Origin of the sequence: Rossellomorea oryzaecorticis, from assembly GCF_038405515.1 — a bacterium.
GTDB lineage: Bacteria > Bacillota > Bacilli > Bacillales > Bacillaceae_B > Rossellomorea > Rossellomorea oryzaecorticis_A.
Genome location: NZ_JBBYAF010000050.1, coordinates 1 through 20,346 on the forward strand (window position 1 = coordinate 1; position 20,346 = coordinate 20,346).

21 protein-coding genes and 1 riboswitch are annotated in these 20,346 nt (G+C 43.4%); of the genes, 7 read left to right on the forward strand and 14 right to left on the reverse strand.

Annotated elements, in window-relative coordinates; translation table 11 throughout:
- Positions 1–279: 279 nt before the first annotated feature.
- Complete coding sequence (locus AAEO50_RS18730; protein ID WP_341985866.1) at positions 280–1,227, reverse strand: DMT family transporter; 948 nt, start codon at positions 1,225–1,227, stop codon at positions 280–282.
- A 190-nt stretch (positions 1,228–1,417) separates the two neighbouring features.
- Here AAEO50_RS18730 and AAEO50_RS18735 point away from each other — a divergent pair, with 190 nt between their 5' ends.
- The 3 genes from AAEO50_RS18735 to AAEO50_RS18745 all read left to right on the forward strand — a co-directional run bounded on the left by AAEO50_RS18735 (position 1,418) and on the right by AAEO50_RS18745 (position 2,704).
- Entirely contained in the window at positions 1,418–1,756 is a 339-nt protein-coding gene (locus AAEO50_RS18735; protein ID WP_341985867.1) for an ASCH domain-containing protein, read from the forward strand.
- Positions 1,757–1,765: 9 nt separating this feature from the next.
- Positions 1,766–2,206 (forward strand): hypothetical protein, encoded by a 441-nt coding sequence (locus AAEO50_RS18740; protein WP_341985868.1) that lies wholly within the window; start codon positions 1,766–1,768, stop codon positions 2,204–2,206.
- A 240-nt stretch (positions 2,207–2,446) separates the two neighbouring features.
- Entirely contained in the window at positions 2,447–2,704 is a 258-nt protein-coding gene (locus AAEO50_RS18745; RefSeq protein ID WP_341985869.1) for a F0F1 ATP synthase subunit C, read from the forward strand.
- 175 nt (positions 2,705–2,879) lie between these two features.
- Here AAEO50_RS18745 and AAEO50_RS18750 read toward each other — a convergent pair whose 3' ends face one another.
- Positions 2,880–3,263: a YbaN family protein gene (locus AAEO50_RS18750; protein ID WP_341985870.1), complete on the reverse strand. Its 384-nt coding sequence runs from the start codon at positions 3,261–3,263 to the stop codon at positions 2,880–2,882.
- A gap of 137 nt (positions 3,264–3,400) precedes the next feature.
- Positions 3,401–3,799: an ion channel gene (locus AAEO50_RS18755; protein ID WP_341985872.1), complete on the reverse strand. Its 399-nt coding sequence runs from the start codon at positions 3,797–3,799 to the stop codon at positions 3,401–3,403.
- 224 nt (positions 3,800–4,023) lie between these two features.
- Between AAEO50_RS18755 and AAEO50_RS18760 the strand changes: the two genes are divergently transcribed.
- The 3 genes from AAEO50_RS18760 to AAEO50_RS18770 all read left to right on the forward strand — a co-directional run bounded on the left by AAEO50_RS18760 (position 4,024) and on the right by AAEO50_RS18770 (position 6,252).
- Positions 4,024–4,746, forward strand: a complete 723-nt coding sequence (locus tag AAEO50_RS18760; protein ID WP_341985873.1) for a TerC family protein — start codon at positions 4,024–4,026, stop codon at positions 4,744–4,746.
- Positions 4,747–4,872: 126 nt separating this feature from the next.
- On the forward strand, positions 4,873–5,577 hold the full coding sequence (locus tag AAEO50_RS18765) for a DUF421 domain-containing protein (protein ID WP_341985874.1): 705 nt from the start codon (positions 4,873–4,875) through the stop codon (positions 5,575–5,577).
- Between the two features lie 252 nt (positions 5,578–5,829).
- Entirely contained in the window at positions 5,830–6,252 is a 423-nt protein-coding gene (locus AAEO50_RS18770; protein WP_341985875.1) for a DUF3992 domain-containing protein, read from the forward strand.
- Positions 6,253–6,447: 195 nt separating this feature from the next.
- Here AAEO50_RS18770 and AAEO50_RS18775 read toward each other — a convergent pair whose 3' ends face one another.
- The 8 genes from AAEO50_RS18775 to AAEO50_RS18810 all read right to left on the reverse strand — a co-directional run bounded on the left by AAEO50_RS18775 (position 6,448) and on the right by AAEO50_RS18810 (position 15,595).
- The gene (locus tag AAEO50_RS18775) at positions 6,448–6,792 is read right to left on the reverse strand and encodes an S-Ena type endospore appendage (RefSeq protein WP_341985876.1); all 345 of its coding nucleotides are present in this window, start codon (positions 6,790–6,792) and stop codon (positions 6,448–6,450) included.
- Between the two features lie 136 nt (positions 6,793–6,928).
- The gene (locus AAEO50_RS18780) at positions 6,929–7,912 is read right to left on the reverse strand and encodes a bile acid:sodium symporter family protein (protein ID WP_341985877.1); all 984 of its coding nucleotides are present in this window, start codon (positions 7,910–7,912) and stop codon (positions 6,929–6,931) included.
- Entirely contained in the window at positions 7,909–9,306 is a 1,398-nt protein-coding gene (locus AAEO50_RS18785) for an FAD-binding oxidoreductase (protein WP_341985878.1), read from the reverse strand. The genes AAEO50_RS18780 and AAEO50_RS18785 overlap by 4 nt, the downstream gene beginning before the upstream one ends.
- A gap of 182 nt (positions 9,307–9,488) precedes the next feature.
- Positions 9,489–10,454, reverse strand: a complete 966-nt coding sequence (locus AAEO50_RS18790; protein ID WP_341985879.1) for an alpha/beta hydrolase — start codon at positions 10,452–10,454, stop codon at positions 9,489–9,491.
- Positions 10,455–10,755: 301 nt separating this feature from the next.
- Entirely contained in the window at positions 10,756–12,144 is a 1,389-nt protein-coding gene (locus tag AAEO50_RS18795; RefSeq protein ID WP_341985880.1) for a bifunctional metallophosphatase/5'-nucleotidase, read from the reverse strand.
- 241 nt (positions 12,145–12,385) lie between these two features.
- A complete protein-coding gene (locus tag AAEO50_RS18800) occupies positions 12,386–12,937 on the reverse strand; it encodes a class F sortase (protein ID WP_341985881.1) in 552 nt (183 codons plus the stop codon).
- 80 nt (positions 12,938–13,017) lie between these two features.
- Positions 13,018–13,809 carry a DUF4397 domain-containing protein gene (locus AAEO50_RS18805; protein WP_341985883.1) on the reverse strand — a complete coding sequence of 264 codons (792 nt, stop codon included), beginning with the start codon at positions 13,807–13,809 and terminating at the stop codon, positions 13,018–13,020.
- Between the two features lie 268 nt (positions 13,810–14,077).
- A complete protein-coding gene (locus tag AAEO50_RS18810; protein WP_425383230.1) occupies positions 14,078–15,595 on the reverse strand; it encodes a flotillin family protein in 1,518 nt (505 codons plus the stop codon).
- Between the two features lie 188 nt (positions 15,596–15,783).
- A riboswitch (cobalamin riboswitch) is annotated at positions 15,784–15,978 on the forward strand.
- Between the two features lie 152 nt (positions 15,979–16,130).
- Between AAEO50_RS18810 and AAEO50_RS18815 the strand changes: the two genes are divergently transcribed.
- Positions 16,131–16,604, forward strand: a complete 474-nt coding sequence (locus tag AAEO50_RS18815) for an acyl-CoA thioesterase (protein WP_341985894.1) — start codon at positions 16,131–16,133, stop codon at positions 16,602–16,604.
- A 221-nt stretch (positions 16,605–16,825) separates the two neighbouring features.
- Here AAEO50_RS18815 and AAEO50_RS18820 read toward each other — a convergent pair whose 3' ends face one another.
- The 3 genes from AAEO50_RS18820 to nagE all read right to left on the reverse strand — a co-directional run bounded on the left by AAEO50_RS18820 (position 16,826) and on the right by nagE (position 20,097).
- Complete coding sequence (locus AAEO50_RS18820) at positions 16,826–17,374, reverse strand: DUF3231 family protein (protein WP_341985885.1); 549 nt, start codon at positions 17,372–17,374, stop codon at positions 16,826–16,828.
- 97 nt (positions 17,375–17,471) lie between these two features.
- Complete coding sequence (locus AAEO50_RS18825) at positions 17,472–18,200, reverse strand: DUF2161 domain-containing phosphodiesterase (RefSeq protein ID WP_341985886.1); 729 nt, start codon at positions 18,198–18,200, stop codon at positions 17,472–17,474.
- Between the two features lie 445 nt (positions 18,201–18,645).
- Positions 18,646–20,097, reverse strand: a complete 1,452-nt coding sequence (nagE, locus tag AAEO50_RS18830) for an N-acetylglucosamine-specific PTS transporter subunit IIBC (RefSeq protein ID WP_341985888.1) — start codon at positions 20,095–20,097, stop codon at positions 18,646–18,648.
- Positions 20,098–20,346 lie beyond the last annotated feature (249 nt).

Here is a 20,346-nt window from a genome sequence, read left to right on the forward strand (position 1 = left end):
GGAAGAAAAGCGGAGGGGCTTTGCTCAGAGGCGGGTGGCATAAGGCGAATCGGCCACGAAGGCGTTCTTTGCCTTCTTGGTCGGTTTGACTTATGCCACCCGCCTCTAAGCCCTGTAGCTGGACAAGTCTCACATAAGCTACATTTCCCGCAGGAGTCTTCGTCTTGCACTCCAATCAACAGCTAGAACCACTAAAGATCAATATTATTCTTTAACATAGTTTTTATTAAAACTAATAAAAAAAGCCTATCCACTTTAATACCGTGGATAGACTTTTTATTACATATGGTGCTTCTGTTGTTTAGTATAGAATCTTTGCTTTTTTCTTTTTAGAATGAGTTCTTCCAGGGTTCCTGCACCGCAAATGACTCCCAGGATGATGAACAGCAGTCCTAATAAATGATAAGAAGTGATTTTCTCTCCTAAGAATAATGCCGCGCCTATTAACGAGAAGAACGTGTTGAGATTAAGAAAGATAGAGGTTTCGGCTGCACCGAGCTGACCGATCGAATGATTATACAGCATATGTCCGAGAGCGGTCGCAAGCATTGCTGAAGCAAAAAACAGCACCCAGATCCCAGCGGACGCATGGCCTAGATTTGATAGTCCGCCGGGCTCTTTCACCATGCCGATAATGAACAAAATCACCGAACCAAATACAAGCATATATCCAGTTAATAAACGGGGATCCAGCGTTTTGGCTGCACGGCTGATGATAATGAAGCTCAGCGCTTGTGAAAAGATGGAAATGAACACCATCAAATCGCCGCTATTCAAATTGCCTAATCCTTCCCCTCCTGATAAAACAATGATGGAAACCCCGATTCCGCCAAGGATGAACCCAATTACCTTGATGACAGTCGGCCGGTTCCTAAGAAGAATGGAAGCCAGCAGTGCCGTCAACAACGGTCCTGTTCCGAGTATGAGTCCACCATTGGTGGAAGTTGTCTGTGTTAACCCCACGGAGAGAAAATAGTGATGGCTCACTACATTCAGCAGTCCGCCGCTTATGATAAAGAGACTCTCGCGCCTTGTAGGAATCCGTATTTTTTTCATGATTCCAAGAATGATAAATACCGTGATCCCTGCCGTAAAGATTCGCAGAGACGTAATCGTTACGGGGGTGAATGCTGTTACCAACGTTTTCAAAGCAGGGACATTGAACCCCCAAACCATCATGATGAATACCAACACTAAGTATGTCTGCCACTTTTTCAATGCACTCAAGACCTTTTCTCTGGATTTCTGCAGTCATGTTTCCTGCATTTGATTTCATTTCATCATATCACCCCTTTTACTTCTTTACTACGGTGAATCGCCAAATTTTTGTAAAAAATGATTCGTATGGAGATTTTCACGATATTGAGATAGATGGGAAAACTTGTGCTATAGTATATAGCGAAAGGAGTGATTGACTATGAATAAACAAGAATTACCGCCTAAAACATGTACCATCGACCGCCTCGTAACGAAAGAGGAAGACGTTGAACTGGTGCTTCAAGGGAAAAAGACGGCAACCCGCAGAAACGGACGTTATGCAGATGTCGGTGAAATCATGGAATTAAAGGGGAAAAAGTACATAGTGGATAACGTATATTCCCAATCTCTTGGTGAATTGACCGATGAGCATGCGCGTCAGGAAGGCTTTCAAACGGTGGAAGAATACAAGGAAACCATTTTGTCTTACCACCCGGGAATGCCTTGGCATCCAAAGATGAGAGTATGGGTGCATGAATTCAGTGCTGTAAACGAATAGGGCACGCAAATGGATTTATTCTATCGTTTCATTATTTATTTGCATGTACTGAGTGTAGTGGCTTCCATCGGTCCGTTTTTTATATTATTTCCGATGATCAAGAAGCTGCGAGCAGCTTCTGGAGCAGAAGTGACTCCGTATTTGGATACATTCCGTTTTACTGTGCGATTATCCAAACACGCAGGACATGTGCTGGTGGGTTCAGGCGTCCTGTTGGTCGTATTGGGGCCGTGGACATGGAGCACCCCGTGGATCCTCATGACCCTCTTCATTATGTTTTGCTCTCTATTCTTTCTGGCCCGGGCTTTTTCACCGACGCTCAAAAAACTTGATGATGACAAAGAGGATCGTGAACCTTTGATAGCAAAACTGAAGCGAACCATTTGGACATACCTCATCCTTCTGCTCGCCATGCTCTGGTTTATGGTCGTGAAGCCGAATTTGTGGTGACTTTCCGGCAGTTTATAGGGTTTGCCATAATAAAAAAACATACCAATTGGCTCTTATTGCCATTGCGGTATGTTTTTTTACATATTTTTTTATCTATATGGATCATTCTTTCCCATTGAATTCTTCTTTTTTATAAACTACTTCCGTTCAAACACAAATGCCAGATAATAGAATCATTCACCTATACCATTTTCTTTGTACTGAATATAGTAACTCTATAGGTACGAAGGAGGTGGAAACATGCCTGAATTCTCTAAGTGGTTTTATTGTTGTATTGGCGCGGCTATTGCCCTATTAGGTTTTGGAGGAATTGGATTGGGGCTTGGATGGGCCGGTGCGCGCGGACTTGAAGGGATTGCGAGACAGCCTGAAGCTGCTGAAATACTCTCCGATTTTATGTTGTGGTACGTCATAATACCTGAATTAATTCTAGCAGCAGTATTAGCATATGTGTCATTTAAGATTCTTTGTAAGGGGACGCATGATAATGATTGCTAGTTTCAAGTGGCGAAATCGGACTCAGCTGTGCTGCCCGCACATAAATATAGATAGCCTGTTATAGACTATCTAACAATAAATGAAACCCTCCCTCTCTTACAGGGCGGGTTTTTTTACATATTGAAAAGAATTATCAGCTGCGTTTGTAACTATTCATACTATTAATCACCCTGCATCAGTAACTCCGAACCTTCACCGTCTTAATCTTAAAAATAAAGTAATAATACTTATATACAATAATCGAGGTCAGAATCACTTTAACGATGATTTTATCCGTCATAAAAAGCGGAATCAGAATCATAACATCTGAAAATATCATCAGTATGATCTTCTGGCGTAGCGTCATCGAACGATTCTGTACAAATCCTTCTAGATGTTTCTTATATACACCTGTCCCTTTGAACCAAACTTCAAATCGTTTAGACCCTTTTACAAAGAAGTAGGAGGCCAATAATAATAGGGGTGTAGTGGGGATGAGCGGAAGCACGATACCGATGATGCCGATTCCCATAAAAACAAATCCAAGTGTGATAAAAACTACTTTCTGAACCCTTTTCATCCAGTCTGCCTCCCCCTCTTTCATCAAGTATTGTCTTTCTTTATTGTATGTATCTCCCCTTCACATCACAAGTGACAAATATTCAACACATTTGAAGGCCCGTCCCGCGCTGCGTTAAGCGCGGGACGGGCCTTCGATTAATTGTCGCCTTTTGAGTTCAGCATTCTCATGAAGTAGGCGGATGGAAGAAGAAGTCCGATGGCTGCTTCGATTAGTGCAAAGAAGCGAAGATTGCCTACCGGAAGAAAGTCTCCATATCCGACTGATAAAATGGTTACCCCGCTGAAGTATAGATAGTTCGAGAAATCGTGCGGGACGGGCTTGCCGTCCGGTACGCTGTATCGCAACACGGTCTCGCTCATTCCCAAACCATAATAAAGGACTGCAAATGCCACCGTAATCCCCATCAGCACAAAGAATAATTTATAAAACATTTTCGTACTGAAGTAACTATATTTGAATTCTTTATTTTTAAAGAAATAGATCAAGTTAACGAGAATAAACAGGACGGCTCCTACTATTAATAGATTACCCAAAACTGAAGATGCCTCCTAATAAATATTAAATGCTTCTTTTTTAATTTACCACTTGCAGTATATTTAAAACGCCTGATTTTCTTGGTCAGCTTGATTCTTTCAGCCACCAAATTTCAGGTGCGCCATCCCTTGCCTTTAAACTCTCTTCTCGAATTCTTTTTTTATGTTAAAATAAAAAAGTTGTGTTTTCATTAGGTGTTTACTAGAAACGAGGAGGAACCATTATGGAATTTCTATTTCCGCTCGGACTTGCGATTTCTTCAGGTGCCATCATTGCTCTATTAAAAATTATTGCGATCGATATAATCTTGTCCGGTGATAACGCGATTGTCATTGCAATGGCTACAAGAGGACTACCGAAAGAGCTTCAAAATAAAGCAATCTTCTGGGGAACAGCAGGTGCTGTCATTTTACGTATCTTCTTTGCGGCTATCATTGTCTATCTATTAAAAATTCCTTATGTACATCTGATCGGAGGAATCCTTCTTCTATGGATTGCTTATAAAGTACTGGTAGAGGAAGAAGGCGAAGCCAATATCAAGTCACATTCAGGAATGAAACAGGCAATTACAACCATCGTCCTTGCTGATGCTGTCATGAGTCTTGATAATGTGGTAGCTGTTGCAGGTGCTGCACATGGAAATATCGGGATGATCGCACTGGGTGTATTCATATCCATTCCGATCATGATTTTCGGTTCAAAAGCGATTGTGAAGATTCTTGAGAAGCATCGCTGGATTGCATACTTAGGGGCAGGTATCCTTGCATTTACTGCCGGTGAAATGATTGTCCGAGATCATCAATTCCTTGAACTTCTTGATATTCATCATGGCCCTGTAACCTATGCGATTACGATTGGACTCACTGTTGCCGTATTATTGATCGGCTATCTTGTAAATCGTAAATCTGAAGCTGAAGTACAAAGAAGTCTGCATCAAGCGAATTAATGATGAGAGATGCCTATTGGGGCATCTTTTTTTATACTCCTTGAATGAACTCATTATTTTCTTTTTTATGGATAGACTATATCGTAGTTTATCAACAAAGCTTGAATTACTGAGGGTGGGGTTGATTTGGATTTTTTCGCTAGCCAGGAGTCTTTAACTGCTGTCCAATGGGTTCTGAGAGCTGTAACAGGTTTTTTCTTTTTAGTGATCATCGCTAAAATGATGGGACAGCGATCCATCTCTCAATTAAGGTTCCTTGATTTTGTCATGGCCTTACTTCTAGGAAATATCATGGCTCACCCATTATCTGATGAAGGACTGGGACTAAAAGGGTCGATGATTACCATGAGTACATTAGTCTCGTTATATCTTATCGGCGTGTTCATCACATTGAAGTTTACTTTTATAAAAAAAATGTTAGATCCCTCTCCCATTCCGCTGATTGAAAACGGAAAAATCAATTATCATAACCTGAAAAAGGCCAGGATTCCTCTCGACAGCCTTTTATCAGAATTAAGAAAACAGCAAACCGAAGAGGTACATAAAGTAGCCCTGGCTCTATGGGAACCAGGAGGGGAAATCTCCATTTTCCTAAAGAGCGAGCATCAGCCTGTTACACTTAAGGAATTCACTGCATCTCATAAACCATTTGATCTGCCGATTCCGATTATTGAAGAAGGAAAGATCAATTATGGGGAATTACATCATTTAAAAAAAGATGAATCCTGGTTGAATAACCAGCTGAGACTTTCCTATAATGCTTCCGTCCATGACGTTCTGCTCGCAACCATAGACAAGCAGGATCAGATCAGAATTTATTTATACAAATAAAGATGCTGGGACAAAAGAGTTTTAGTTGTGTCCCAACCTCTTTTTTCAATTCATGGCATTCTCGCCCCCCCTTCTCTTCCTCTGCCAAAAGCATACTGAATGGTACTTCACTTGATGTTCTGAACAGTATTAAGGTGCTTTTCCAGATTAATGTTTGGATAGAATTCGGATACTATTTTTCTAAAGAGTGGGCAAAATGGAGAACCCCAAAGTGTACAGGCTCATAAAATATGAAAAAGGGGGTTTTTCTTTATGGCCTTAAAATGCGGCTGTTGTCCTGACGAAAACGGGGGCACGGCAGTCAGACCGATATTATCTGATAAATTCTGTGGTTTCTTCGAACTTGATTGTAATAACCAATTGAATGATGATCGATTTGTGTGGCGCTCCCGTCAGATGGGTGCACCCTTTCCTGTAGCAGGAACGGTAACCGTTAGTTATGAAGGGGGATGTGCAGCAATACTGACTGTCAATTTGCGATTAAACGGGGATGCTGGAGCAATAGTTGGAACACTGACCATACCTGACCAGCCTGGGGACAATCCTAACAGCCAATCGATTACCGTCCAGCGCTTCGATACCTTGGAGATCATCTGTGCCGGTGCAGGGGCAAACACCTGCGAGGGTGAGTATTGCTTGAACATCCATTATCCATCACCATTTGACCTCTCATAGAATTCACTGAAACGATTTCAATACCTTTATGCAGGAGGAATATGACCCTCCTGTTTCCCCACATCCAACACGGAGAAAATCCTATCAATTATGAAACTAAATCTATCTTTATATGAATAGAAAAAGACCCGACAGGATTCAATTGCATCCTGTCGGGTCTTTTATCTTTACGTATCGACTCAATAAGTAATGAGACTACGCAAGTACGCGCTTATAAAGGGTGATACAGAATTTACCATTTACCCCGGCTGGAGCTGTAATCGTAAAGTCAGTTGGATTTAGAACGGTTTGGGCCATAGAAAATCCTGGAGGCACCGGACCTACAGTAACCCCTCCTGGATTTACAGTTCCTGTAGCATCGCCAGGACTGCTTGCAGAGTTGAAAATCTCAAAGGTCCCTTCAAAAAAATCTCCTAGGGGTGCCTGCCAAACAATTTGAGTTTCACCTTCTGTACCGCCATAGAAGTTCCCGCAAAGCTGTTCCTGAAAAATCTGACCAGAAGGACAGCATGCATCGTTAAAACCTTTTGATCCACACATATAAATCTCTCCTTTACCATTTAAGTAGCTTGGATAAGCCCTTAATAATAGTAAATGGAGATTGTCCACTCATTGACACGAATAAATGCGGAAAAGACCAGAAATTAGTTAAATCATCTAGTTTTCTAGTTTTGTTTTATCTCACAGTCGCATGAGGCTCTTGACCTTTTTCTATCACTTCTATTTCATCCTCTTTTACAGTCTTTTTACTCCAGTAGGTTGCAATGATCGGTCCTGAGATGTTGTGCCAGACTGCAGCTATGACACTTGGGAGAGCGGCGAGCGGACCGAAATGGGCGGTTGCAAGGGCGACTCCAAGTCCCGAATTCTGCATACCCACTTCAATCGAAATGGCACGCCGTTTGCTTTCATCCAATTTCATCAGGACTCCTGTACCATACCCCAGCGCCAGACCAAGAATGTTATGCAGCATCACGGCTGAGAAAACCATGAATCCTGAGGAGGCAATATTCCCAACGTTGGCAGAAACGACTGCTGATACAATAATGATGATTGCTGCAACCGAAATCAATGGGATGACATTCAAACTTTTCTCCACGGTTCCCGGAAAAAGCTTTTTGATAACCAATCCGAGCGTGATCGGTATGATGATCACCTGGACGATCGACAAGAACATGGCGTACGGATCGACCGGTAGCCATTGTCCGGCTAATACCAATAAAATGAACGGAGTTGCAATTGGTGCCAGCAGTGTGGAGAGCGACGTCATCGCAACCGATAATGCCAAATTCCCTTTTGCCAAATAGACCATGACATTCGATGCTGTCCCGCCTGGAACGGAACCCAGCAGCACCAAGCCTGCCGCCAGCTCATTCGGTAGACCCATCACATAGGCAATCGCAAATGCCACGAGCGGCATGATGATGAATTGCGCAAGGACCCCTGTGATGACAGGGAGCGGTTTTTGAATAACAAGTTTGAAATCAACCGGTTTCAACGTCAGCCCCATTCCGAACATGACGACACCCAGAAGGATCGTGATAAAGCTTCCCAATGGTAAAAATGGTGCAGGAACAAAATAAGCGACCGCGGCCACAAGGATGACCCAGACGGCGAAATACTTTCCTGCCAGATGACTGATGGTTTCTAGTAATCTCATCCCCTATCCTCCTTCGTGGTATGGATCAGTTTATTGGGATTCAAGAGTCCCGATGGGTCAAGGGCATACTTTATGCTCTTCATGACCTGCAGTGCCCTTCCATGTTCCCTTTGCTGATATTTCATTTTCCCTGCTCCTACCCCATGCTCCCCGGTACACGTCCCGTTTCTCTCAAGGGCATATTCGACGATTTGTTCATTGAAGGCCTCCGCTTTTTTGACTTCTTCCGGATCGTTTAGGTCGAGCATCACGAGAGCATGATAGTTCCCATCACCGACATGGCCGAGGATGCCTCCAGTAAGATTCAGCTCATCAATCTTAGCTCGGGCGGATTTGATAGCCCCGGATAATTCAGATATTGGAACGCATACATCGGTTACCATCATCTTTTTACCAGGATTGCCGTGGACAAATGCATACGCAAGATTATGCCGGGCATCCCACAGCTTATTCCTGGCTGCCTGGTCTTCCTCGAAATGAACCTCCTCACATCCATGGTCTGAAACGATTTCTTGCATGAATGCCACATCCTGCTTCAGCCCTGCTTCGTTTCCATGAAACTCCAGAAACAAGGTAGGCTTTTCTATGTAATCTGTATCGCTGAACATGTTCACCTGCCTCATCGAAGCCTCATCGACCAGCTCCACCCTCGCAACGGGTATCCCTGCCTGCAGAATGGAAACAACTGCTTCAACCGCCTCATCAATATGCGGGAAGGATGCCCTTGCAGCCAAAATATGTTCAGGGATTCCATATACTCTCAATGTCAATTCAGTAAAACAACCAAGAGTCCCTTCAGATCCTACAAATAAATGGTTCAGGTTATAACCTGATGAGGATTTTTGCGCAAGGCTGCCTGTATGGATGATTTCCCCCGATGCAAGCACGACTTCCAAATCCCTGACCTGATCTCGCATGACACCATATTTGACGGAGGTGGTACCGCTCGCATTCGTGGCAGCCATTCCTCCTAAAGTCGCGTCTGCTCCAGGGTCCACCGAGAAAAATAAGCCGTATTTCTTTAATTCCTTATTAAGCTGGGACCGGGTCACTCCCGGCTGCACTCTGACCAGGAAATCCTTCTCCCTAACTTCGAGGATCTTGTTCATTTGGGAAAAATCAATGCTGATTCCTTTGTCATAAGGAATCACATGTCCCTCAAGGCTTGTCCCTAAGCCAAACGGGATAATCGGAGTGTCATATGCACTTGCCAATTTTACAATCTTGCTTACTTCCTCTGCACTCTCAGGGAACACAACAATATCAGGAGAAAATGGGTGATGATAGGATTCATCCTTTCCATGCTGTTCCAGAACCGTTTCATTTGTTGTTACTTGATGACGTTTCAGCACTTGTTTCAATTCATCAAACAGCTCTTTTTCTTTCACTGTCATCCATCTTTCCTCCTTTTGAAAAAACTATAATGTATGAAATTATACATAATAATCTGAATTTTTCAATAGTATTAAAGTTATTTTTATACTCTCATCCGACTTTACGATTTTAATTTCTACCAAAAAACAGAACGCTTTAAAAAGAACAAGGAATGTGTGAATTCCTTGTTCTTTTCTTCATATTATTGCTGCATTGCTTCCTCAATAAATCCGGTCAGTCTTAGCCGATATTCTTCTTCCTCCTCTAAAAATCCTTCCGTATGACCAACGTCTGGAATGATCCATAACTCTTTCATGCCGGATGCATTTTCATATAGTCGTGCAGCCATTTCTGAAGGTACGAGTTCGTCTTTGTCACCGTGGATGATAAATAAGGGTAAATTATTTCTTTTTTTCTTCACTTGGTTGAGTGCTGATGCTTCCTCAAATGAGAATCCAGCCCGTAATTCAGTGACCAGGCTTGTGACATCCATCAGTGGAAAAGAAGGCAGATCATATAAATATTTTAATTGATGGACCATTTCCTCTTTCACCGAGGTATAGCCGCTGTCTGCAATAATTCCTCTCACCTCTCTCGGAAGCTCCTCGCCGCTTGCCATCAAGACAGTAGATGCCCCCATTGAAAAGCCATGGAGAAAGATGAATTTCTCTTTCTCATCTTCTACTAAATAATCAATCCACTTTCGTAAATCATTGCGATCGTGCCAGCCGTAGCCGATATATTCACCTTCACTTTTTCCGTGCCCTCTGGCGTCCGGCTTTAAAATATTAAATCCCTTTTGATAATAGTATCTTGTCACTTCCGGCAATTGCTCGTTATTACCTTTATATCCATGAGCCAAAATGACCGTTTTCCCATTTGGTGCATCATTTTTTAAATATCGTGCACTCAGGGTCAACCCATCATCACTCTGTAACTCAACCTCTTCGAAATCCTGTTTCTCCGTCCAGCTCCTTAGTTCCTGCAATCTTTTCTGTTCTTCTTCCAGCGCACTAACCGCTTTAACCGCTTCATCAGACCCGTAAAGCCTGATTGCCTCATCATTGCGGTTGATGGCCACGTTGTATATATAATTTGCAGCACCGACAAGGACGATAACCGTTATTATGAGAAGCCAGCTTAATGTTAAGCCGATGCGTTTTATCATATAGGTTTCTCCTTCACTACTATACTTGTATTCTATAAAATGATACCCCGTAGTTTTTCACTAGAAACCTGTAAGTTTAAGGGAACTGACTGATAAAAAGAAAAGCACCCAGAAATTCTGAGCGCTTTTCGTAAACACGTTATTTTTTCTCTAATTCTTTTACCCTTTTTTCAAGTTTGCCTGCAATTGATAAGGCACTGAGGGCTACACCCAGTGAACCGACGGCAATGGAAAAAGCAAATATCATCCCAGTTTCCATTTGTGTTCATCCTTTCTTTTGAGAAGTGTATTTACTCTTGTGTTATACATTTACATCGACCTTCTCTTTCCAACGACTTGCCCCAGCCATTTCAAGGAATTCGCTTCGGTTTCCATAGATCCGGATAACATCCTTGATTTCTTCAGCCAGATATCTTTCATTGCGATTGTTGGCAAGTGACGGATAACCGGACCCGCGCTGCAGATAATCAGAAGATGCGACTGTATACCACTTTTCATCATTCAGAGGCTCGCCTGCAATGAAAACTTCGCGGACCTTTTTACCATCATGAACGATTTGAGCACCAGACACATGCAGGCGTCCGACGAATCTTCCCCTGAATCCCGGTCCCTTCCCCTCATTCAGGCATACACCAGCATCCAACGATTGCTTAAACGCCTCCCGCAGATCTTTCCCTTGTATCTCGAATGAAGTGGGATTCAAAGGTGAAGGACAAACCTCAATCAATTTCTTATTCGATACATATCCGAAGATTCCCGCATTTGCAATCCCGCTGTTCATCAGTCCGATATCACATTTCAGCATATCTTTTACACCATCTGCGATTAAGTTGGTTAGAGGATTCTCCTCAATTGCATCGTGCCAAAGTGGTTTATCGATCGTGAAGAGCGGCTTGCTCAACACCTCAATCGCTTTTTCTTTATTTCTGCTTAAAATGGACAGGACTCCTCCGTCCCGGGGAGCATCTTTCGTGGCTGCATTTTGGGAATTCAGCAGTTTCACACCCGTATCACTTACTTCTATTTCTATCATACCGACATATTCCCCATAACAGCCTGCACTGTTCAGGACAGTATTGTTCACCACTTTTGCCTGCGGATAGATTTTATGATCATGTGCAGATAAAATGATATCCACACATTCTAATTCCTCCACGAGAACTTCATCGACAAACGTCCCGAGGTGATTGAGAAGGATACAAAGGTCATATTTCCCTGCATATTTCGCGACTTCCTCTTCGATTGCTTTTTTAAAGTCGGTCATATGTACACCCAGACCATCACTGAAATCCTGCATATCCGGAGATGCACCCGTAATGAAGATGCGCAGACCTTTTTTCTCAATGATGATGCTTGAACATACTCCCTCGATTTTGGTGCTGTCTCTTTTAAGGAGATTATTACTGATGAATGGAACAGAACTGTTCGATGCCATGTGCTCGAGAGTATCAACCCCATTGAACATTTCATTGTTTCCGATAGTCAATGCATCATACCCGGCATATTCTAAGAGCTCAATTGCAGCCATGCCCCGTGTGCCCTGAAGTTCAATGCTTTTAAAATCTGCAAAGTCTCCCCCATCAAGGACGAGCGTATCCTCATCTTTATATTCTTTGATGAGCGATACCGCTTGAGAAAATGCTTCAAAGTGACTGTGCAAGTCATTCGTATGGATTATCTTCAGTTTCATAGTTACCCCCCAGCGCGTCTTTTTCCAGAAAAATCTCTACCTTAATAGTAAAGGAATGACGCACAGTGTTAAAGGATTTTTTTGGAAATATTACACATTGGACATATGACCTGTGTTTATTAATACTTTCTCATCCTCGGCTTCATACGCTGCTTCAATCAGCAAAAGAGTTACAGCCCGCCTTGTGTTAATCAGACAAACAAAAAAGAGCTTTCATTCCAAGTTGGGAACAAAAACTCCTTTAAGATTCACTGTTCTCTGTCAGTTCTGTGTATACGACAAGTCTTTCTACATAATTACGTATATCTTTATCAAAATATCCTGTACAGGTGATGAGATTCAACATCCGTTTATCGGTCGGACCGAAAATTTTCCGAAGGGGTGCGTCATCTTTTTGATAGGCAACTTTTTCCCTTACGACAAACGTAAGCCTTTCTCCGTTCTTTCCACTAAGATAGATTTCATCGCCTATCTCCAGTTCCTTCAACTGAAAAAAGACTGCCGGGGCTTTTTCGTCATCCACGTGTCCTGCAAGAACCGCATTTCCCCCTTCACCTGGCTTGGAACCTAGTTCAAACCACGCAACATCCTCCCCATTTTTCGGAAGCTCCATATTCCCCTCGTCATCGAGGCCGAATTCTTTAACCGGTGCTTCAAGGTCAAGGGCAGGGATTGAAAGGACAGAGGGATTGATACCTGTTTCTTCTTCCCTTACTGAATCTCCACTTTCATCTATTTTGGAAGGTTCTACTTTTTGTACAGGCTGTACAACGGGCATTGATGAATTCTCCATTTTTTGAACCAATTGAGGCTCTTCTGCAGAACATCCTGCAAAAAGAGCCGTCAACAAAATTCCAATTACACGGAGCCTCATTACTTCACAATCTTCCGGCGAGCTGCAAATAGGAGAGCTGCTCCGCCGAATACAGCAGATGCCAGAATGATAGGAAGCGTAGAAGCTGATTCTTCAGCAGTTCCTCCCATTCCTGTTTCGGGCATGCTTCCCGGCATGAGTGTGTAGTCTTTCAGCACAAGTACTTCCAATTGATCAGCTGTATTAATGGCAAATACGCTGTACACAGTATTTTCCTCTAACATCGTTCCGGAAAGGTCCAATACTTGGTCACCTTCAGGAGTTCTGATTTCAAGTTTATACGTGCCCGGCTTCAACTCTTTGTAATCTGTGATTGCTTTAAACTCAGCTCCAGAGAATAATGCATCTCCTCCGATTGGCCCGACATCAACAGTTGGTGCATCAGGTGAAAGGTGTCCTACACGCACTTTCGTCATACCTTCTGTGACTTCCATTGAGTCCTGTGCCACCACAAGCTCTAAATTTTCGAGAGTATTAGCTGCTGCGACTGTATAAGCCATACCCGCTTCAACAGTAAGGGTTTGAGAGATGACCGGTTCTTCACTTCCCATTGTTCCGGCAGCATAAATTTCCACCTTATGTTCTCCGGCAGGCAAGTTCATGTAATCCGTTGCAGCTTTGAACTCGGCACCTTCCACAACCGCTTTATCATCGACATAAACGTCTACAGCCGGTGCATCAGGAGAAGCATGTACAATTCGTACCATTGCATCATTTTCAGCAGCAAACGCACCGCCAGCAAGTGATACCATTAAAATAGCAGTAACAAAAATCGAGAAAATCTTTTTCATCTTTTCCACTCCTTTTAATTTTGTACAAGTTTTGTAATACTCTTGTAAATATACTGTACAATCATTAAACAGAATGTTCAACTATTAAACTTTCATTTCAGCACATTGGGAAAATACCGGCTGCGCAGTCTTTGATATAAAAGGAATTCAACAAATGTTCAGCTTACATTTGATAAGATTGTTGATGTTACATTGATACATTAAACACCCCATAACTTCAGTGCTAAAAAAAGAGCCACCCTTCAAATTTGAAGAGTGACTCCTTAGCTTACTTCTGATTTTCATTTTCTTCATTTGTATCATCTTTGCTGTCAGACTCAGTCATGTTTTTTCCTGCTGCACTTTCCCTTTCACCGGTTTGGGAAATGACAGGCTGATAGTGTGTTTTCCTATCAGCATATGACCGCAACAACTCACCTACATCGATCCCGGTCATTTCCTTCAACGGTTCCTGCATATCCAGCATGGTCCTTGTTATGCTCTTACCGAATGAAGGAACACCCTGCCCATTACCGGAATCAATGATTTTCACGGAATCGATATTGTTTAACGGCTGTGCAATCTTTTCTGCAAAAACAGGCAGCATTTCGATCAGTTTTTCCGTTATGATGACGTCTCCGTGTTTTTCCATTGCTTCGGCGAGCAGTTTACGGGCTTCTGCTTCTGCCTTACCGCGCTCTCTGATGACATCCGCTTCAGCAGAACCTTCTTCACGGCGGATCTTCGCTTTTGCTTCTCCGTCGATTTCTGCTTTTCGCGCTTCTGCTTCAGCTTTACGAGTCGTCTCATAATATTCCGCGTCTGCTTTCGTTTGACGCACTTTCGATTCTTCAGCCTCGAGCTTAACTGCCCGTTCGCGCTCAAGGAATTGAAGCGTCAATTCTTCTTCTTTTACTTCTTTGGAAAGCTTTGCTTTTTCCAATTCGTAAGATTGTTCCGATTTCGCCCGTGCACGCTCTGTTTCTTCTTTGAACGCTGCATCTTTGATGTCCTTTTCCTTTTTGGACTCGGCGATGGAAATTTGGCGCTTATACTCTTCTTCTTTCGCTTCCTGGTCTGTCTGGGCACGGTGAATACGTGTTTCGCGTTCAGTATTTGCCTCGGCGATTTCAGCCTGCTTGCGGACTTCCGCGATGCGGGGACGTCCCAGGTTCTTTAAGTATCCATTCTCTTCATCGGCATCACGGATATCCGTCAAGCCAAGGGAAGTGATTTTAAAGCCCATCAGATCAAGCTGCTTCTGGGCGATTTCCGATACATCTGCATTAAACTTCTCGCGGTTGCTGTTGATATCTTCTACGGTCATCTTTGATAAAATAGCGCGCAGATTACTACCTAATACCTCAATGATTTCATCTTCAATCTCTTTTTGGTCTTTACCAAGGAACTGCTCCGCATAATTGGCAATCCCGTTTAACGTGTCAGCCACCTTGACCATCGCTACCGCATCTGCCACGATCGGCACCCCGCCGTTCGTGTAGACCCGCGGAGTCGACAGCTTCAATTGGAAGGAAGTCAGATTAACGGGCGTTGACGTTTGGAATCTTCTCAGGCGATAGCCGCCACCCCTGATGATTTTCATGGAACGCCCTTCCTGGTCGGTGAAAATATTCGTCTCTTTCTCTGGATCCCCGAGTTTCGGACCAGTAATAATCAAAGCCTGATTCGATCTTGCCGTGCGGTAGCGGAATCTCATCCAGAAATAATACGCGATCCCCGCAATCGCTGCTACGATCAATACAGGAATAAGGAACATGATCACCCCAATAGCAGTCAATGAACCCATACTTACCTACCCCCTGTTATGTTTTAAAGCAGCAAATCTTTTTCTCTGCTTTTATAATGGTTATATGACTATCTACGGATAATAATCTCTTAAGGTTTCATAAAAATGGAAAAATATTAGGTTACTACCTTTTTATTTACATAGTAGAGTTCCGGGACGTTGAATATGGTAGAATAATAGCGTTCACAATTTCATTATTGCTCATTGGTGAAGAGGATGTCGGTTGACTCTCTTCTTAAAAGGGAAGCTGGTGAAAATCCAGCGCGGTCCCGCCACTGTAAGGCTGAGAATTCTTATGAAGCCCACTGTTCCTGAAGGAGACGGGAAGGGATAAGAAGTCGTTGAAGCTGAGCCAGGAGACCTGCCAATCGGGAAGAACACAGAGTTCCTACGGGAGATAGGAGGGTGTTGCGCTATATGGAACGTTACATTCGGTATGAATCGATCATGATCGTTCTTCTGGAATAGCTGCATCTTCTTTATATAAAGGAGATGCATTTTTAATTTCAAGACTTATGAGGAGATGAAAAAGAAAATGGAACAAGCTTATCCAGTTGAACGATCACGCACGATCCAGACTAAATTGGTACTGCCGCCGGATACGAACCACATGCAAACAATCTTCGGTGGAAAAGTATTAGCCTTTATCGATGAAATCGCTGCGCTGTCAGCCATGAAACATTCCAGTTCCGTAGTGGTCACGGCTTCGATCGATTCGGTTGACTTTCTGTCTTCTGCTACTGTTGGAGACGCGCTCAGCCTTGAAGCAATTGTGACTTCCACGGGAAGGACTTCAATGGAGGTATATGTGAAAGTGTACTCTACCAACCTTTTGACCGGTATCAAGACGTTGACGACAGAATCATTCCTTACCATGGTGGCAGTGGATGAATACGGAAAGCCAAAGCCAGTACCGAAAGTGATTCCGCAAACGGAGGAAGAAAAGAGATTATGTACTACTGCGGTTCTGCGGAAGGAGCATAGGAAGAATAGGGCGCTGATAAAATAGGCTCTGTAAACAAATAATCCGGGGATGTACCACTGCTTACTTTATCCCCGGTTTTCCATATACTATTTGATCATGTTGCAGCAGAGCTGAATTCCACCAGGATCCTGTCTGACTTTGCTCGAGATACACAAGTCAGGTTGGACCTATTAGAAAAGAATCGCAGTGATTTACTAAGTATCCCATAAAAAAACCTTCCTCCTTAAAAGAGAAAGGCTTCTGAATCAATTAGATGGGGCACCCGGCGGAAGATAAGCAGGCGGGATTTTCAGCCAGCCGCGCTCCTTCATTTTCGTTTTCAGTTCCATTCCCAATACAGATTTCTCCGATTGGAATCGCATCCAAATCAAGCCGATGTCACTTCGTACGCTTTGGCTATTATTGGTTGCGCACATGACAATATTTGTTGCTATTTTTGCTGAAATCAGGTTGGCAATTTCAGAGTCTGTCGCTTTTACCCCGAGAGGGACACTATTTGGATCGGACACCGGTTTCTTTTCAGAGGTGTCTGGCAGAGGGATCCCTTCTTTCAACATAAACTCTTCTGTGGCCTGCATTTGATGAAGAGCGAGTTTTTTTGTATCCTCCAAGAGTTTAACCAAGTCTTTATCCGTCGTTGTATTCAGCGCTGCTTCAAGGATTGGAATCTCTTCCGCAATGGCGGTGTAATATAACCAGAAGCCCATGGCTTCACCAATATGCGGACGAGGTTTCGGTTCATCATCGAAACGTGTTTTCAGATAATCAAACAATGCTTCAAGCGTATTAGGCACAGGAAACCACCTCATCGAAATTGTTATAATGATTAGGGTATCCTGAAATTGGATGATTACTCACACTTTTACAAAATCGAATTATGAACCATCGTGATCACTCCAACTCTTGACGCTCTTTCATCTTTTCTACATAATAAGTCACCAGCTCAGGATAATCTGCCATCTCTTTTTTTCCTTTTTCATTTAGCTGGTAGACCCCTCTCTGTACTCGGTCGAACCATTTATAATAATTCTTTTGTAAAATGGAAGGCGTTTTATCTCCGGTCCCGATTTCTTTTAATGCTTTTGGGGACAACGGTCCATAATTCTCGAGGCAGCAAGCGATATGGATGCAGCTTTCTTTATAAGCCGTCATGATTTTCGTCTTATTGCTCCCGCCGGTATTATAGTCAGCGCTTCGTCCTTCAATTTCTTTTATCAGGGCAGTTCTTTTACGTTTGCTGTATGTCATGACTTTCTTGCGGTCAAATGGCTGGGGATGGGCTGCAAATTCAACCTTTGGCCTTTTGGTTAAGGAAACCGTGATCAAGCCCAATTCCAGCCTTTTCACAAGGTGACAGATGTCATTCCACCTTTTCGAACGGGTTCGTTTCGGCTTCGGGATCGCAATATAGACCATCTCTGTCAAACGCTGCCTTTTTGCTGCCTGGATCAATAAATCGACCGTCAATGAGAGCTTCAACTCAACAATTATGAGTTCTTCCCCCTTTACCGCAGTGAGGTCGCAGTCGTTCACTTCACCATTGACTTTGTAACCGAGTTTTGTGAAGTGTTTTTGAACGGGCTGATAGAGGTCGGCTTCTTTTCTTTTTTTCTCTGTCATATGTAAAACCTTCTTTATTGAGAATCTCTTTATTAAAAGTATAGACCATTTGGGCTGGTTTGTAAGGGATTTTATAGATTAATAAAGGAACGCCAGTTGTGCCCATCATTATTAATTAGTTTTAATTATATTAAATATAGTACGGCGCCATGTTGGACTATTAACACCGCTGGTGATTTCCGTGGAAGACTTCACTTTCCGCGGGCGGTTGGTTAGCCTCCTCATCGCATTCGCTCCTGCGGGGTCTAACCTAACACGCTTTTCCCGCAGGAGTCTTCGTCTTCCACTCCAAACAACAGCTTGAACCAACTGATATTTGCTGCCTTTTTATAATAAGAAAGGGACGAACCAAATGTCTGGTCCGTCCCTTAATTTTAATTTTGCAGCTGTTGATAGACGTTTTAAGCTGCCATTCATTAAATCAATACCTTTATAAAGTCAGTTCTCAAGCACTTTTATTGCGAAGCTTCTCAACTTCATCCGCTACGAATTGGACGGATGTACCGACTACGACCTGGATGGAGTTTGAGCCTGTGATTTTGATTCCCGGCACTCCGGTCGCTTTGATTCTTTGTTGATCGACTGCATCCATATTCTTTACTTCGACGCGAAGACGGGTAATGCAGTTGTCGACGGATGTTACATTCATATCTCCGCCAAGACCGGCATAAATCTCCGCTGCCATTGCCGCAAATCGATCTTTCTGAGAGACAGGTTCGGCAATCGCTCCCTCCTCCGTATCTTCTTCACGCCCAGGCGTCATCAGATTGAACTTGGCAATCAGGAAACGGAACAGGAAGTAATAAATTAGTGCGAACACAATCCCCTGTACAAGGAGCATAAAAGGCATATTTGCCAGTGGAAGTCTCGAGCTCAATACAAAGTCGACGAAACCTGCACTGAAGCCGAAGCCTGCCGTCCATTGGAAGAATGACGCAATGGCAAGTGATAAACCGGTTAACACAGCATGCGCTAAATAAAGTGCAGGAGCTACAAACATAAATGCAAATTCAAGAGGTTCTGTCACTCCAGTAAAGAAGGAAGCAAAACCGGCTGCAAGCATAAGGGAAGCAACCTGCTTCTTCTTCGCTGGTTTAGCTGCATGATACATCGCAAGTCCAGCGGCCGGAAGTCCGAACATCATGACCGGGAAAAACCCTGCCTGATACATTCCGGTAACGCCCTTCTCACCATTGCCTGACCAGAAGTTCCCGATATCGTTGATTCCTGCAACATCAAACCAGAATACCGAGTTCAAGGCATGATGAAGACCCGTCGGGATCAGTAAACGGTTGAAGAATCCATACAACCCTGCTCCCGTGAAGCTTAACGCACTGATTTCTTTACCGAATGAAACAAGTGCTGTATAAATGACAGGCCAAACGAATAACATGATACCTGATACAACCAGCATCGCTACAGCGGACATGATCGGCACAAGTCGTTTACCGCTGAAGAACGCGAGAGCATCCGGCAGTTTCACATGACTGAAACGGTTATACATGCTTGCTGCTACAAGTCCTGAAAGGATCCCGACAAATTGATTTCCAATTTTAGCAAAGGCGGGATTGACAGCTTCGGGTTCCACTCCTTGAAGCATCGCTACTGAACCGCTTGAAAGCAATGTGGTAATAACTAAATAAGCGACCAATCCACTGAGGGCAGCGGACCCATCCCTTGCTTTCGCCATCCCCAAGGCAACGCCGACAGCGAATAGAATGGCCATGTTATCAATAATTGAGGCACCGGCTTTGATCAAGAAAGCCGCAACAGGACTATCTGCTCCCCAGCCTGTTGGATCGATCCAATACCCGATCCCCATCAGGATCGCCGCTGCCGGCAGAACGGCAACCGGCAGCATCAATGACCGCCCGATTCTTTGTAAATAGTTCATCATCTTCTTTTCCCCCTATCTTGTGAGTTCTCCGTTGATTCCTCTTTGGCCCTCTGATAAATAGATGTAACATCACTTCCTGTCTCTCTGGATGCTGGAGGTTTTGTCTGCTAGTGGACAAAACTCCTCTAGTAGAAACTATTCAAAAGTGGACCAGTTTAGAATCATTTGTCTATACCAATGTGAAAACCCTTTCATTTATTTTCTCCTTAATGGACACTGGAGAAAAGAGACTTATGACTTAGTAGAATA

Coding starts and splice junctions, on each gene's coding strand:
- AAEO50_RS18775 (WP_341985876.1), bottom strand. CDS start 6,792: ATGTGTGGATCAAAAGGTTTTAACGATGCATGCTGTCCTTCTGGTCAG.
- AAEO50_RS18785 (WP_341985878.1), bottom strand. CDS start 9,306: ATGACAGTGAAAGAAAAAGAGCTGTTTGATGAATTGAAACAAGTGCTG.
- AAEO50_RS18750 (WP_341985870.1), bottom strand. CDS start 3,263: ATGAAAAGGGTTCAGAAAGTAGTTTTTATCACACTTGGATTTGTTTTT.
- AAEO50_RS18780 (WP_341985877.1), bottom strand. CDS start 7,912: ATGAGATTACTAGAAACCATCAGTCATCTGGCAGGAAAGTATTTCGCC.
- AAEO50_RS18805 (WP_341985883.1), bottom strand. CDS start 13,809: ATGAAAAAGATTTTCTCGATTTTTGTTACTGCTATTTTAATGGTATCA.
- AAEO50_RS18815 (WP_341985894.1), top strand. CDS start 16,131: ATGGAACAAGCTTATCCAGTTGAACGATCACGCACGATCCAGACTAAA.
- AAEO50_RS18800 (WP_341985881.1), bottom strand. CDS start 12,937: ATGGAGAATTCATCAATGCCCGTTGTACAGCCTGTACAAAAAGTAGAA.
- AAEO50_RS18810 (WP_425383230.1), bottom strand. CDS start 15,595: ATGGGTTCATTGACTGCTATTGGGGTGATCATGTTCCTTATTCCTGTA.
- AAEO50_RS18795 (WP_341985880.1), bottom strand. CDS start 12,144: ATGAAACTGAAGATAATCCATACGAATGACTTGCACAGTCACTTTGAA.
- AAEO50_RS18735 (WP_341985867.1), top strand. CDS start 1,418: ATGAATAAACAAGAATTACCGCCTAAAACATGTACCATCGACCGCCTC.
- AAEO50_RS18745 (WP_341985869.1), top strand. CDS start 2,447: ATGCCTGAATTCTCTAAGTGGTTTTATTGTTGTATTGGCGCGGCTATT.
- nagE (WP_341985888.1), bottom strand. CDS start 20,097: ATGATGAACTATTTACAAAGAATCGGGCGGTCATTGATGCTGCCGGTT.
- AAEO50_RS18770 (WP_341985875.1), top strand. CDS start 5,830: ATGGCCTTAAAATGCGGCTGTTGTCCTGACGAAAACGGGGGCACGGCA.
- AAEO50_RS18740 (WP_341985868.1), top strand. CDS start 1,766: ATGGATTTATTCTATCGTTTCATTATTTATTTGCATGTACTGAGTGTA.
- AAEO50_RS18760 (WP_341985873.1), top strand. CDS start 4,024: ATGGAATTTCTATTTCCGCTCGGACTTGCGATTTCTTCAGGTGCCATC.
- AAEO50_RS18825 (WP_341985886.1), bottom strand. CDS start 18,200: ATGACAGAGAAAAAAAGAAAAGAAGCCGACCTCTATCAGCCCGTTCAA.
- AAEO50_RS18790 (WP_341985879.1), bottom strand. CDS start 10,454: ATGATAAAACGCATCGGCTTAACATTAAGCTGGCTTCTCATAATAACG.